This window comes from Pseudomonas asturiensis (genome assembly GCF_900143095.1).
GTDB lineage: Bacteria > Pseudomonadota > Gammaproteobacteria > Pseudomonadales > Pseudomonadaceae > Aquipseudomonas > Aquipseudomonas asturiensis.
Genome location: NZ_FRDA01000001.1, coordinates 488,378 through 502,519, shown reverse-complemented (window position 1 = coordinate 502,519; position 14,142 = coordinate 488,378). Strand labels below are relative to the sequence as shown.

The 14,142-nt window shown below is 61.2% G+C and carries 14 protein-coding genes; 4 read left to right on the top strand and 10 right to left on the bottom strand.

What is annotated here, in order from left to right; genetic code table 11:
- The first annotated feature begins 171 nt into the window (after nucleotides 1–171).
- The 4 genes from BUB69_RS02380 to dhaL are packed head-to-tail and all read left to right on the top strand — an operon-like array spanning nucleotide 172 to nucleotide 3,760.
- Nucleotides 172–927: an SDR family oxidoreductase gene (locus tag BUB69_RS02380; RefSeq protein ID WP_073162106.1), complete on the top strand. Its 756-nt coding sequence runs from the start codon at nucleotides 172–174 to the stop codon at nucleotides 925–927.
- A 27-nt stretch (nucleotides 928–954) separates the two neighbouring features.
- Entirely contained in the window at nucleotides 955–2,070 is a 1,116-nt protein-coding gene (locus BUB69_RS02375; RefSeq protein WP_073162105.1) for an MDR/zinc-dependent alcohol dehydrogenase-like family protein, read from the top strand.
- 40 nt (nucleotides 2,071–2,110) lie between these two features.
- Nucleotides 2,111–3,112, top strand: a complete 1,002-nt coding sequence (locus BUB69_RS02370) for a dihydroxyacetone kinase subunit DhaK (protein WP_073162104.1) — start codon at nucleotides 2,111–2,113, stop codon at nucleotides 3,110–3,112.
- 3 nt (nucleotides 3,113–3,115) lie between these two features.
- A complete protein-coding gene (dhaL, locus tag BUB69_RS02365; RefSeq protein WP_073162103.1) occupies nucleotides 3,116–3,760 on the top strand; it encodes a dihydroxyacetone kinase subunit DhaL in 645 nt (214 codons plus the stop codon).
- 51 nt (nucleotides 3,761–3,811) lie between these two features.
- Here the strand turns inward: dhaL and BUB69_RS02360 are convergent, their stop codons facing one another.
- From BUB69_RS02360 to BUB69_RS02315, 10 genes are all read right to left on the bottom strand, one after another.
- The gene (locus tag BUB69_RS02360; RefSeq protein ID WP_073162102.1) at nucleotides 3,812–4,609 is read right to left on the bottom strand and encodes a phosphodiesterase; all 798 of its coding nucleotides are present in this window, start codon (nucleotides 4,607–4,609) and stop codon (nucleotides 3,812–3,814) included.
- Between the two features lie 38 nt (nucleotides 4,610–4,647).
- Nucleotides 4,648–5,247 (bottom strand): peroxidase-related enzyme, encoded by a 600-nt coding sequence (locus BUB69_RS02355; RefSeq protein WP_073162101.1) that lies wholly within the window; start codon nucleotides 5,245–5,247, stop codon nucleotides 4,648–4,650.
- Nucleotides 5,244–5,768, bottom strand: coding sequence for a CMD domain-containing protein (locus BUB69_RS02350; protein ID WP_175561642.1), 525 nt, complete (start codon nucleotides 5,766–5,768; stop codon nucleotides 5,244–5,246). Before BUB69_RS02350 ends, BUB69_RS02355 begins: the two co-directional genes overlap by 4 nt.
- A 70-nt stretch (nucleotides 5,769–5,838) precedes the next feature.
- Complete coding sequence (locus tag BUB69_RS02345; protein ID WP_073162099.1) at nucleotides 5,839–7,404, bottom strand: ABC transporter substrate-binding protein; 1,566 nt, start codon at nucleotides 7,402–7,404, stop codon at nucleotides 5,839–5,841.
- 57 nt (nucleotides 7,405–7,461) lie between these two features.
- Complete coding sequence (locus BUB69_RS02340; protein ID WP_073162098.1) at nucleotides 7,462–8,475, bottom strand: ABC transporter ATP-binding protein; 1,014 nt, start codon at nucleotides 8,473–8,475, stop codon at nucleotides 7,462–7,464.
- Nucleotides 8,465–9,469, bottom strand: a complete 1,005-nt coding sequence (locus BUB69_RS02335; RefSeq protein WP_073162097.1) for an ABC transporter ATP-binding protein — start codon at nucleotides 9,467–9,469, stop codon at nucleotides 8,465–8,467. Before BUB69_RS02335 ends, BUB69_RS02340 begins: the two co-directional genes overlap by 11 nt.
- Nucleotides 9,466–10,386 (bottom strand): ABC transporter permease, encoded by a 921-nt coding sequence (locus BUB69_RS02330; RefSeq protein WP_073162096.1) that lies wholly within the window; start codon nucleotides 10,384–10,386, stop codon nucleotides 9,466–9,468. The genes BUB69_RS02335 and BUB69_RS02330 overlap by 4 nt, the downstream gene beginning before the upstream one ends.
- A complete protein-coding gene (locus BUB69_RS02325; RefSeq protein ID WP_073162095.1) occupies nucleotides 10,383–11,357 on the bottom strand; it encodes an ABC transporter permease in 975 nt (324 codons plus the stop codon). The genes BUB69_RS02330 and BUB69_RS02325 overlap by 4 nt, the downstream gene beginning before the upstream one ends.
- Nucleotides 11,354–12,814, bottom strand: a complete 1,461-nt coding sequence (locus tag BUB69_RS02320; protein ID WP_073162094.1) for a SidA/IucD/PvdA family monooxygenase — start codon at nucleotides 12,812–12,814, stop codon at nucleotides 11,354–11,356. The genes BUB69_RS02325 and BUB69_RS02320 overlap by 4 nt, the downstream gene beginning before the upstream one ends.
- A 215-nt stretch (nucleotides 12,815–13,029) precedes the next feature.
- Entirely contained in the window at nucleotides 13,030–13,980 is a 951-nt protein-coding gene (locus BUB69_RS02315; RefSeq protein ID WP_073162093.1) for a LysR family transcriptional regulator, read from the bottom strand.
- Between the last annotated feature and the right edge of the window lie 162 nt (nucleotides 13,981–14,142).

The window sequence follows — 14,142 nt, the reverse complement described above, 5'->3', positions numbered from 1 at the left end:
CTTGCCGGCGATGGCGTCAGCTCAGCCTCTGATGTGCAGCATCAAAAAACGCATCGCCGGCAAGCCGCCTCCCACAGTCCGTTGGCTGCTACAAGATTTGTGTCTAGCAATGAGTAGCCGGTGTGGCAACGAGCATAGGCAGATAAAACCCCCAATACAGGAGTCACGTTCATGTCTGGATTCTGGAATCAGGCCTTCGACCTTACCGGCAAGTGCGCGGTGATCACCGGCGGGGCCGCCGGGATCGGTCTGGCCTGTGCCAGCCTGCTGGTCGAGCGCGGCGCGCGGGTCGCGTTGCTTGACCGAGACCCTGCGGTGGTCGACGTCGCTGCGCGCCTTGGCGACGGGCATATCGGCCTCGCCGTGGACCTGCGCCAGCTCGATCAGGTGCAGCGCAGCATCGACAGCGTATTTGAGCACTTCACGCGGCTGGATTACCTGATCAACAGCGCAGGCGTCGCACTGCTGGACAAGGCTGCCGACGTCACCGAAGACGCATGGGACACCACGCTGGACATCAACCTGAAGGCCAGCTTTTTCGTGGCACAGGCCTGCGCCCGACACATGCTCGCGCAAGGCAGCGGGCGTATCGTCAACCTGGCGTCGCAGGCCGCGGTCATTGGCCTGGATCGCCACGTCGCCTATTGCGCCAGCAAGGCTGCAGTGGTCGGCATGACCAAGGTGCTGGCCATGGAATGGGCACCACACATCACCGTCAACGCCATCTCCCCCACCATCGTCGAGACCGCACTGGGCAAAAAAGCCTGGGCTGGCGAGCTGGGTGAAAAGGCCAAATTGCAGATTCCGGCGGGCCGCTTCGCCCAGCCGGAAGAAATCGCTGCGCTGGCGCTGTACCTGCTCAGCGATGTCGCCAGCATGATCACCGGAGAAAACGTGGTGATCGATGGCGGCTACAGCATTCAGTAACTCACTTTCTGTCGCGAGGTTTTCGTCATGTCCACCGTTACCGAACGCACTGCCGAGCAACTCTCTCCGGTGATTCCCGCCACCATGCAGGCCGTGGTCTGTTATGGCCCGGAAGATTATCGCCTTGAAACAGTGGACGTCCCGACGCCCGGCCCGGACGAAATTCTGACCAAGGTCGAGCTGTGCGGGATCTGCATGGGCGACATCAAGACCTACCGCGGCGCACCCTCGTTCTGGGGCGATGCCGAGCAGCCCCGCTACGTCAAACCACCGATGATCCCCGGCCACGAGTTCGTCTGCCGTGTGGTTGCCTTGGGTCCTGGCGCAGAAAAACGCGGCGTGAAGGTCGGCGACCGGGTGATTTCCGAACAGATCGTGCCGTGCTGGGGCTGCCGTTTCTGCAACCACGGTCAGTACTGGATGTGCCAGAAGCACGACCTGTACGGTTTCCAGAATAACGTTCAGGGAGCCATGGCCCAGTACATGATCTTCACCAGGGAAGGCATCATTCATAAAGTGCCCGATTCCATTGCGCCGGATGAAGCGATTCTGATCGAGCCGCTGGCGTGCTCGCTGCACGCGGCAGAACGCGCTAATGTCGATTTCGATGATGTAGTGGTAGTGGCCGGGGCGGGTACGCTGGGCCTGGGCATCATTGGCGCAGTTCGTATGCGCAACCCGAAAAAGCTGATCGTGCTGGACATGAAACCCGAGCGTGCCGCCCTCGCCTTGCGCATGGGTGCCGACGAAGTCTGGAACCCGGCCGAAGTGGATGTGCTGACCAAAATTCGGGACATCACGCAAGGGTACGGCTGTGACATCTATATAGAAGCCACCGGGCACCACAAAGCGGTCAATCAGGGCCTGGCGATGCTGCGCAAGCTGGGGCGTTTCGTTGAATTCAGTGTGTTCAACGACGAAGCCACGGTAGATTGGTCGATCATCGGCGACCGCAAGGAGCTGGACGTGCTGGGCTCACATCTGGGGCCATACATGTACCCGCGTGCCATCGATTTCATTGGCAATCGCAAGATCGACATGCGCGACGTGGTGACTCACAAATTCGCCCTCGCCGACTTCAAGGAAGCCTTTGCCGTGATGGAACGCGGCGACAAGTCGCTGAAAGTAGTACTGGAACCTTGATACGCACTCTCCTTATAAAAAGAACACAGGACACCGCGTTATGAATCGAGTCATCAACGATCCGGACCAAGTGGTCGAAGACATGCTGCGCGGCATTCTGGTTGCGCACCCCGAACTGTCGCAAAACGACACGAACCCCAGGGTCATCCGCAAAACCAGGCCCTCACCGCAAGGCCAGGTCGGTATCGTAACGGGCGGTGGTTCTGGTCACGAGCCCGCCTTTCTGGGTTATGTCGGCCCTGGCCTGGTGGATGCGGTCGCGGTGGGCGAAATCTTCTCTTCACCGACCGCCAAAAGCTTTTTCGACGCCTTCCGCGCAGCTGATCACGGTGCTGGCGTGGCCTGCCTGTATGGCAACTACGCAGGCGACAACATGAACGTGAAGCTGGCGATGAAAATGGCCGCCAGCAAGGATTTGCAGATTCGTACCGTAGTCGCCAACGACGACGTGGCCTCGGCCCCGAAAGCCGACATTGCCAAACGTCGCGGGGTGGCCGGGGAAATTTTCATGTGGAAAACCGGCGGTGCCGCTGCGGCACTGGGCTACGACCTGGACGGCGTGATCCGCGTGGCGCAGAAAGCCGTCGACCAGTGCCGCTCCATTGGTGTCGGCCTGACGCCTTGCACCATCGCCGCCGTGGGCAAGCCCAACTTTCAGATCCCGGACGGCCAGATGGAATTGGGTATCGGCCACCACGGCGAGCCGGGCATTGAAGTCATTCCCATCGAATCCGCAGCAGCGATGGCTGAACGCATGCTGGCACCGATTCTCGCTGATCGCGATTTCAGCCGTGACGACAGCGTCGTGGTGCTGGTTTCGGGCCTCGGCGCAACGCCCGTCATGGAGCTATACATCTTTTACGCCGAAGTAGAGCGCCAGCTCGGTGCCCGTGGTTTGAACATTCATCGCTGCTACGTCGGCAACTACTTCACGTCGCTGGAAATGATGGGCGTTACCCTGACCCTGCTGGGTCTGGACGCCGAGCTGAAAACCCTGATCGACCACCCTTGCCGTTCCATCGGCATGACCCAGGCGGAGTGAACCATGAGCCAGCATTTTTCCACTCATGATGGCAGCGCCATCGTCACCGATCTGGTCACCGTGATAGTGGCCAACCGCGAGTACCTCAGTGAGGTCGATGGTGCCATCGGCGACGGCGACCACGGCATCAACATGGCCAAGGGGTTCGCCCACTGCGGACGCAGCATCGAAGGCCGCCAACTGACCCTCGCCGAGGCGCTCGATGAACTGACACTCAGCCTGATGGAAGGCATCGGTGGTTCCATGGGGCCACTGTATGGCAGCTTGTTCATTGGGATGGCCGACGAAGTGCGCGGCAGTGAACAGATCGACGCAAGCACCTTCGCCCACTTGCTGCGCGGCGGCCTGACGTCGTTGCAGGACATTACCGAAGCCGGTGTGGGTGACAAGTGCCTGATGGACACCTTGATTCCGGCGGTTGAGGCCTTCGAACAGGCTCACGCTTCAGGCGCTTCGTTCAACGATGCGCTGGAAGCCATGAAACGCGCGGCCTCCCAAGGGCGTGACTCAACCAGGGATCTGATGGCAAAAATCGGTCGCGCCAGCCGCTTGGGCGAGCGTTCGATCGGTGTACTGGACGCCGGCGCAGTGTCGTGCTGCCTGATACTGACCCGCTTGGCGGATTCGGTGCAGCCCAGGCTGGTCTGACGGGGGCACTTGAATAAGCCATACACATGGCCGAAACAGCCAGCACCGCTGTCAGGCAAACGCGAACGGCCCGGCGAAGGTTCCGACCGGAACCCAGTGAGTGATGAGGCCGTTTTCAGGCGTCCAGTGATGCAGCAGCAATGCAGGCGGCTCCAGGTAGGATGCCTCTGTGGCGTCGGCGCGCAACTGCAAGGCAATGGCAGTGGTCGTGCTGGGCGCCGTGCACAGCAGCGTTCCGCCAAAGCGCAGTTGCATGAAACGATGAATATGCCCGCAGACGATGCGCTCCACGGCCGGGTACCTGGACACCACTTCGGCCAGGCGCTCGCCGCTTTCGCAGCGATACTCATCGATATAAGGAATGCCGCTGGAAAACGGCGGCTGGTGCATCATGATCAGGGTCGGCTTGTCGGGCTCCAGCGCCAGCGTGCGCTCCAGCCACTGAGTCGCGGCATCGGTCATGTCGCCGTGATGCTGTTCGGGCACGCTGATGTCCATACCAATGATACGCACCGGTTCAGGCCCTGAATAAACGAAGTGGCAGCTTTGATCATCATCAAAGTAGGCATGCTCGGGAAACGCACGACGCAGGTTACCGCGATGATCGTGGTTGCCGGGAATCAGCATCAGCCTCGCTCTGAGCGGCTTCAGTAGCTCCCGCGCCATTGCGTATTCATCAGGGTGGCCCTCGTCCACCAGATCACCGCTGAACAGTATCAGGTCAGGCGCAGGGTCCAGCCTGTTCAACTGATCGACCGCCGCTGCGAGCATCGCATTGGAATCGACTACGCCTTGATACAGCTGGCCGCGGGGCCTCACGTGAGCATCGGAAATTTGCGCAATCAGCACCCTTCACCTCCTTGATCATGATGACGCCCGCAAGGCTATCAGTCCTGCGCGCCCGCCTCAGGATAAACCGGCTCCCCCAGGTTAAGCATCAAGCGATTGGCCCAGGCAAAAATCGAGATCGCATGAATCAGGTCCAGCACCTGCGCGTCGTCGAGCCCCTGTGCGCGTAGCGCCTGAATGTGACCGGCATTGAGTGACGCGGGCTCAAGCGTCAGGTCGATGGCGAACTGAACGATCGCACGCTCTCGCTCGGTCGTGCCTGCGGTGGCAGGATCGGCGAACACCTGAGCGATAACATCGGTGCGTTTGGCCAGTTGCTCGAACCGTTGCGCATGCACCGACGCGCAGTACACGCAGCGGTTGATGCGCGACACCACGGTGCTGGCCAGCTCCCGCTCGGCGCGTGACAACCCGCCCGGTGCGTACATGATGGCGTTGAAGGCTTGCGAGCGCTGACGAAGAATGTCCGGGTGATGCGCCAGGGTCAGGTAGTAGTCCGAGGTCTTGGCCTGCGGATGGCTTTCTTCAAGCACCGCGATCTGTTCAGGCGTGGCGCTGTTCAGGTCAACGGTGGGCAACCAGGCTTTCCAGCCGAGCACCTGATTGGTGAAACCATGGCTTTCGATCAGCTCGCTCATTGGATGGCTCCGGCAGATTGCAGCGCACCAAGCCCAGCGGCCAGACGCACCTGGTAGGACATAAAGGCGATCAGTTGCGCAAGCACCACCACTTCGGCGGTGCTCAGGCCTTCGTGTTGCAGGGCCAGCAGCGCGGCCTGGTCGCCATGCACCGGTGATTCGATCAACGTGCGGGTAAAGCGCAATATCGCTGCCAGACGGGCATCGGCCAGCACATCGATTGACCCGGCATCGACATCTGCCAGTACTGAAGCCTTGATACCCAGGGCCTGCAGTTGCGACAGGTAATAAGCGGTCAGCGTTGCCTGTTCACCCAGCCGCGCCGCGTAATAAGCGACCCAGTGGCGCTCGCTCAGTGAGAGGTTGTTATCCAGCGCTGGATCGAAAAACAGCGCCTGACTGCCCTGGGTTGCCGACGCAACCTTGTCGCGGGCATGGCGAACCCGATGCAACGGGCTGCCTGGCTCAATGCTCAACAGGTCGTCGAGCAGGTCAGGCTGATGGGGGCTTTCAGTCGTCAATGTCATGGCATTCTCAACATCGTGTGGCCTTCGCATCGCGCTTGGAATGGCGATGCGAAGGCAGGAAAGATCAAGGCTGTTCGGTAACCATGGTGGCGGCAGTGCGGTCGCTGACCAGCGGCTCGACTTTCAGCCCTTTGCGCGCAGCCCAGATGTTCTGGTAGTGGAACAGCGGAATGATGCCGACGTCATCGCTGACCACCTTGACCGAGCCCTGCAGAATCTGACGACGCCTGGCCTCATCGAATTCGGCAGTGGAGTCCGCCAGCGCCTTGTCCACCAGCGGGTTGCTGTAATGACCCCAGTTGGACGCGCCCTGCCCTTTGGCACTGTCGACGGTGGTCAGAATGTTGGTCAGCGCATAAGCCGCCTCGCCCGTGCCATTGCCCCAGGCGATCACACTGATCGCCAGCTCGTTCTTGTTGGCCTTGCCGGCATACACCGCCCACGGCAACACCTCCAGTTGCACCTTGACGCCAATGCGCGACCAGAATTGCGCGACGGCCTGCATGACTTCCGGCGCCTGCGGGTAGCGGTCGCCAGGCACGTGCACGGTCAACTGAAAGCCTTCGGGAAAGCCTGCCTGTGCCAGCAGATCCTTGGCCTGCTTCGCGTCATAAGGAATGTTTTTCACGTCCGGGTTGTAGCCAAACGTGTTGGCAGGCATCCATTGATTGGCCTCGGTGACAGTGCCTTGCATGATGCGTTCGTTGATGGCCTGACGGTTGATGGCCAGCGACAGCGCCTTGCGCACCCGAACGTCCAGCAACGGATTTTCCGGCAGAGGCTTGCCCGCGTTGTCGCGAATGAACTCGTTGGGACCGGCGCGAAAACTCGGCTGAATCAGCAGCGCACGCAAGCCCTGATAGGCATAAACCTTCACGGTTGGGGTCTGGCGCAGGCGCTCGACATCGGTCGGCGAGACCTTGTCGATCACGTCGACATCGCCCGCCAGCAGTGCCGCGGTGCGGTTGGCCGCGTTGGCGATGAAACGATAATCAACCTTGTCCCAGGTCGGCTTCTCGCCCCAGTACGTGTCATTGCGCTCGAATACCGTGCGGTCGCCAGGCACGAATGACACGAAGCGGTAAGGCCCGGTGCCGATCATGGCCTTGCCGGAGTTGTAATCGGCGCTGGTGGCGTTGGCGCCTGCGTGACGGCTGACGATGTAGATCGAGTCAACATCCGGCAGCAGGTTGGCATTGGGCAAGCGGGTCTTGATGATCAGCGTGTGGTCATCCTTGGCGGTAACCGACGCCACCGTGCGCGTGGCTCCGGCGTAGGACGCTACGCTGCCCGGTACGTTGCGGGCGCGCTCGAAGGAAAACACCAGGTCGTCAGCGGTCAGCGGCTGTCCATCCTGCCATTTCACGTCGTCACGCAGGTTGAATTCCCACGTGGTGTCGTCGACGACCTTCCAGCTCTTGGCCAAGCCTGGCAAGGTTTTGTCATCGCGGCGGCTGACCAGCGATTCAAAGGCATGCAGCGCCACCGAACGGTCTCCGGCGTAGTTGTTCAGTTGCGGATCAAGGGATGAAATCGGGTCGGCGTAACCGATGCGCAGGTTCTGTGCAGCGGCACTGCCGGCGGCCAGGACAAGGGCTGAAGCTAACAGGGAACGAACAAGTGGTTTCATGAGGATTCCTGGTACGCAATCAAGGGCAAGAGGGAACACGAGCGTCTGGGCACTCGTTCAGAGGTTGTCGTTGAGGTGACACGCGCTCCGGTGGTTCGGCGAAACCTCCCTCAGCGCTGGAACTTCCTCGCGGCAGCGCGCCATGGCGTGCGGGCAGCGAGGATGGAAATGACACCCGGCAGGCGGGTTCAGCGGGCTGGGGATTTCCCCTTTGATCGCGTCATAACGGGTACTGCGAATATCGAAGCGTGGAATTTGCGCCAGCAATGCCTGTGTGTACGGGTGGTTGGCACGGGAGAACAGGTCATCGACCGATGCCGTCTCGACCACCCGACCCAGGTACATCACCACGACCCGGTCACACAGATGCTCGACCACGCCCAGGTCATGGCTGATGAACAGATAGGTCAGCCCCAGCTCATCGCGCAGATCCATGAACAGGTTGAGAATCTGCGCCTGAATCGACACATCCAGCGCGGCAACCGACTCATCGCACACCAGCAATTCAGGCTGTACGGCCAGCGCACGGGCAATGCCGATGCGCTGACGCTGGCCGCCGCTGAACTGATGCGGATAACGCTGACGCAGTTGCGGGCTGAGCCCGGCACGTTGCAGTTGCGCACTGACGTAGTCGTCCACGCCTTTGCTGTCGGTCAAACCATGCAGCAAAGCACCTTCGCCGACGATACGGTCGACCCGCAAACGCGGATTGAGGCTCGACGAGGGATCCTGAAAGATCATTTGCACCTTCAGGCGAAGTGCCTTGCGCTCGCTGGGAGTCAGGCTGCCCACAGGTTTGCCGTCGACCGAAACCGTGCCCGAAGAGACAGGCAACAGGCCTGCCACCATGCGCCCGAGCGTCGACTTGCCGCAGCCGGATTCACCCACCAGCCCCACCACTTCACCCCGGACAATGCGCAGATCCACACTATCCACCGCATGGGTGACCGGTCTGGGTCGTGTCAGGTGCAAGCGTTGCAGCATGCCTTGAAGGGAGCGTTCAACCACCGGCTTGCCGAAGGTCTTGCTGACCCCATTCAGCTCGATCAAGGGAATCAGGTCACTGGACATCGGCGGCTCCCGGGTGAAAACAACGAACCGTCTGGCCCGGCGCGACTTCGCGAGGCTCAGGCTCCTGCGAACAGACTGAGGAGGCTCTTGGGCAACGGGCGGCAAACGCGCACCCTTCAGGCATCGACAGCAGATCCGGGGCCATGCCGGGAATCTGCCGCAAGCGCTGACCGCGCCGATTGCGACTGGGCAGACTGTCGATCAGCCCTTGGGTGTAAGGGTGTTGCGGCCGGTCCAGCACATCGGCGACCGCCCCCTGCTCGACGATGCGCCCGGCGTACATCACCGCCACGTCGTCGGCCAGTCCCGCCACAACGGACAGGTCGTGGGTAATCCAGATCAACGACGTACCCTGCTCCCTGACCAGCTTCTGCACTTCGCTGAGAATCTGCGCCTGAATGGTCACGTCCAGGGCGGTGGTCGGCTCATCGGCGATGATCAGGTCAGGGGCGTGCAGCAACGCGATGGCAATCGCCACGCGCTGACGCATTCCGCCGGACAATTGATGCGGGTACGCACGCAGGCGTTCTTCCGGGCTGGCGATCCCCATGAGCGCCAATGTGCGGCTGGCGTGTTCACGCGCCTCGCGCTTGCTGACCGAACGATGGGCACGCACGGCCTCAACCATTTGGGTATCGACGCGCAGCACAGGATTGAGGGTCATCATCGGGTCCTGAAAGATCATCGCGACCCGATTGCCCTGCACGTCCCGCAATTGGGAGGCCGACAGCTTCGTCAGGTCACGTCCCTTGAACAGCACCTGGCCTGCGCTGATACGGCCCGGCTCGTCAACCAGCCCCAGAATCGAAAAGCCGGTCACCGATTTGCCCGATCCCGATTCGCCGACCAGGCCGAGGATGCGCCCCGGCTGCACGCTCAGGGATATGTCCCGCACCGCAGGCAACACGCCTGCACGGGTGTAGAACGAGGTGCACAGACCGCGCACTTCGAGGGTCGGCTGTTGAGCCATTGGCGTTGCGTCATGCAGGCTCATCGCAGCAACCTCGGGTTCAGCACATCACGCAAACGGTCACCGACCAGATTGATCGCAACAATGGTGATCAGCAGCGCCAGCCCCGGAAACAGGCTGATCCAGTATTCGTTACTGAGCATGTATTGAAAGCCATTGGCGATCAGCAGCCCCAGCGACGGCTCGGTAACCGGTACGCCCAGACCGAGAAACGACAGAGTCGCCTCCAGCGTGATGGCGCGGGCGATCTGCAGTGCGCCAATCACGATCAGCGGTGGCAGGCAGTTGGGCAGAATATGGCCGATCACGATGCGCAACGGACCAATGCCCTGCCCGCGCGCCGCGTCCACGTATTCGCGACGGCTTTCCGTCAAGGCCTGACCCCGCGCAGTCCGGGCGTAGTAGGCCCACTCCAGCAGCACCAGCGTGAGCATCACATTGCCAACGCCCTTGCCCAGCCAGGCAAGTATCATCAGCGCCATGAGAATGACCGGAAACGACAGCAGCAGGTCCACCAGACGCATCAGCAGCGCATCGACCCAGCCGCCGGCATAGGCCGAGACCAGCCCCAGCAAGGTGCCGATCACGGCGGCAATCAGCGCCGAACCAATGCCGACCCACAGGCTGATACGCAAGCCATAAATGATCGCTGAAACCAGATCACGCCCTTGCCCGTCAGTACCCAGCCAGTAGGTATACCCGCTGTCCATGTTCGGGCTGCCGGGCGCCATGCGCGCATCCATGACATTCAGTTGCATCAGGTCATAGGGGTTCTGCACCACGATCCACGGCGCCAGGGCCGCGACCAGAATGATAATGGTCAAAACGACCAGGCCGAACATGGCCGATGGCGAGCGGGTGAATTCAACGACCACGCGCCGCCAGGGCGACTGCGCTTGCAGGCCGACGCTGGTGGTCGAAGCTTTGGGAATGGCATTCATCGGGAAGCCTCGACGCGAACGCGTGGATCAAGCAGGTAATACAGGCCATCGACGATCAGGTTGAGCACCACGAAAATCACCACGACGACCATCAGGTAAGCGACCACCACCGGGCGGTCCAGCATGTTGATGCTGTCCAGAATCAACTTGCCTGCGCCGGGCCAGGCAAAAATGCTTTCAGTGACCACCGCGTAGGCAATGGTCGAGCCCAGTTCCATGGCCAGTACGGTGACAACCGGAATCATGGTGTTGCGCATGACGTGCATGCACATCACCCGCAGCGGCGACAGGCCCTTGGCTCTGGCAAACTTGACGAACTCCTGGGGCAGCACCTCACGCACACCGGCGCGGGTCAGACGCAGCACCAGCGATATCTTGAACAACGCCAGGTTGAGCGCGGGCAACAGCAGGTGTTGCAAGCCGTCCAGTGTCAGCCATGACCATTGCACGCCCAGCCATTCGCGGGTCTCACCGCGCCCACTGGCGGGCAGCCAGCCCAGCGTGATCGAGAACAGCATGATCATCATCAATGCGACCCAGAATGCTGGCAGCGAAAAACCGACGATGCTGCCTGCCATCAGCAGTCTGGAAACGGGATGATCGGGCCAGGTCCCGGCGAACATCCCCAGCGGCACGCCGATCACCACCGCCAGAAACAGCGCACTGAACGCCAGTTCGAAGGTTGCAGGCAGCCGTTGCAGAATCAGGCGCATGGCGTCTTCGTGATAGACGAAGCTCTGGCCAAGATTGCCGTGCACTGCGCCCTTGAGAAAGATCAGGTACTGCTCCCATAGCGGCCTATCGAGGCCCAGGTGTGCAATGGCCTGCAGGCGCTCGGCTTGATTGAGGTCTTCGCCCACCAGAATATCCATCGGGTTGCCAATGGCGTTCAAACCGACGAACACCACCAGGGTCATCAGCAGAATGACCAGCAACGACTGTGTCAACCGACGCAACGCCCAGCCGATCACGGACGCAACTCGTCGGCGGTCGGCTGGCTGGCGACCCACTCGTCGCCCAGCAATTCCGGGTCGGCATAATCGCGCATGGCGTCGAAGTGCAATGCGACGTCTTCGTTGAACAACTGCCCGACCAGCGCGTGAGCCAGACGCTTGGAGCCTTCGCTGATGGCCGGAATATCACCGGACACCGCGCCATAGCTTAACGCCGCGGGGTAGCTGAAACAGTGAATGTGCTGGATGCCTGGGCAGGCCCCCGGCGTTTTCTCCTGAAACTCGAAGCAGTTGCCCAGATCAGGCAACTGCGCCAATTCCTCATCCTGCTCGTCACTGGCTGCCTTGAAGCGGTCCTGCCAGACGCGAATGTGTGCAGAGAACGGTGCGAACTCCGGGCGCTGCTGAAAGTCGGTGCGAAACCCCGTGGCGAACACCACGAAATCCGCCTCGATACGCGCCGAGGGCGTGTCCAGCCAGACACCGCCCGCTGGGTTTGGCTCAACCGCCACCAGTGGACAGCCCAGCAGAAACCTTGCCTTGCCGGAAGCCGAAACCCGCAATGTGCTGCCGCGTGGCGGCGGAACCTGCTGGGTGTTGAGGTAATGACGAATGCGCCACTTCCACTCATCCGGCAGGCGCCAGTAGCCATGAACCATGCCTGGATTGCCTGCGCCCTTGCCTTTGTTGACGCGAGGCAATACCGCACGGCGAATCAGCAGGTCGACGCCCAGAGCACCTGCCTCCAGCGCCGTGGCGGCGCTGTCCATTGCCGACGCACCACCACCGATCACAGCGACGCGCTTGCCCTCGAACCAGTCGTCCTGCAAGCCGTCAGCGGAGTGTGCCCAAAGGTGCCCGGGCAGCGCCCTGGCGAACTCGGGCACCCACGGGCCACCCAGTCCGTCGCGCCCAGTGGCCAACACCACATGACGTGCCATGAAGAAAAGCGTTTGAGACGGCGTTTCGATATCCAGGGCGACCAGCCCGTCCGCCCTGGGCGCGACACGGCTGACACGGTGTTGGTTGCGCACATCCAGGCTCAGGACCTTGCGATACCAGCGCAGGTACTCGGCCCATTGCAGGCGCGGGATTTTGTCCAGTTCGGCCCAGCCTTCAGCACCGAACTGCGCCTCGTACCAGGCACGGAACGTCAGCGCGGGAAGACCAAGTGCCGGGCCTGTCAGTTGTTTGGGCGAGCGCAGGGTTTCCATCCGCGCGGTGGTCGCCCAAGGGCCCTCGAAACCAGCGGGGGATTGGTCGAACACCACAGCCGCAACGCCCAGATGGCGAAGCTCGGCGGCCAACGCAAGGCCCGCCATGCCACCACCGATGATCGCCACGTCGAGTACCGCCCGGCCTTCACTCTGGCGTGGCTTGACCCATGGGTTGGCTGGCAGGTCCAGCCAGGCCAGATCCTGTCGCAAGCGTGCTTCCAGTACAGCGAGACCTGCGGCGGCGTTTACGTGAGGCATTGATCAGTACCCGGAAAAATGATCGGGCTGTACACCCGAGCCTTGATTCATTCCCTTCAAGATCCATTCCAATAACGAATAAAATGGATTCTTTGAGGCCTTGAATGCTAAAACCGAATACTAAAAGGCGTTTTTTATTCTCGCAACGCGCAAAAAAGCATATTGATATTCCAAAAAATTAGTCTGGAAGGGTTCACAAGCCTTTCGGGAGCGCGTTACTCCGCGTAAATGCTCTGCAACAGGGCGTCGTGAGCACTGGCTTCATGCATGATCATTTCTGGCAACAACAGCCTTGCTGCCACCGCGATTTCGTCGATCAATGCATTGGCCACATCAGACCGGGGGCTGGCGAACGCCGAGATCAGACCGAAGAAAAACGGGATGTTGCAGGCAATGGGCCTGACCACTACGCCCTGAATCGGGACCCCGATGGCGGTGAACGGATCGACCAGGGCGACCCCGAGGCCGACCCTGGCCATCTGCATGGCGATCAATGAGGTGTTGGTATCCAGCATGTGCGGCGCCTCGCCCCCGGCATCCTGAAATGCCTTGTCGATGCGCCGACGAAACCGGTAAGGATTGGCCATGGTAATCAGCGTCTGGCGTGCCAGCAGCTCCATGCTCAATACGTCATGAGCAGCCAGCGGCGATTCGGTCGGTACCACGGCGACACAGGGTGCCTCGCCAATCCAGTGGATCTCCAGCCCGCGATGCTCCAGCGGCAGACTCACTGCCCCCAGGTCCATGGTTTTCGAGAGCACCGCCTGCACCACGTTTTCCGGTGACATGCTTTGCAACTGGATCTGCCGAGGCCTCAAGTGTTCGGGCAGCCGCGACAGGGCTACGGGCAAAAGCCCGGCCGCCAGCGCCGAGATCGCCACCAGCTTGATCTGATGGTTCTCCTCCTCGGCAATATGCTGCGCACGCTGGCGAATGTTACGAATGCCCAGCAGCGCACTTTCCACCTCGCCATACATCATGAAGGCTTTGTGCGTGGGCGTGACTTTCGGCCCGCTGCGCTCGAACAACGCGAAACCCAGTTCCTGTTCCAGCTCCTGAATCACCCGGGTGACCGAAGGTTGCGAGCGACCCAGCATCTTGCCAGCGGCCGTAACGCTGCCTGCCGACATCACTGCCGCAAAGGCTTCAAGCTGACGCAAATCCATAAACACCCTTGATCGAGACGGACGGTGGCGCAAGTCCGCATTGCGCGAACCCGCTGTTCAAGACGCGAAAGTCTACACGCAGTTTCGCGAGACCGCGCCCGGACGAGCGGCTGATCCTCTGCGCGCCCGACGATTATGAGATGATCCGCCGTCAGGGCCAGG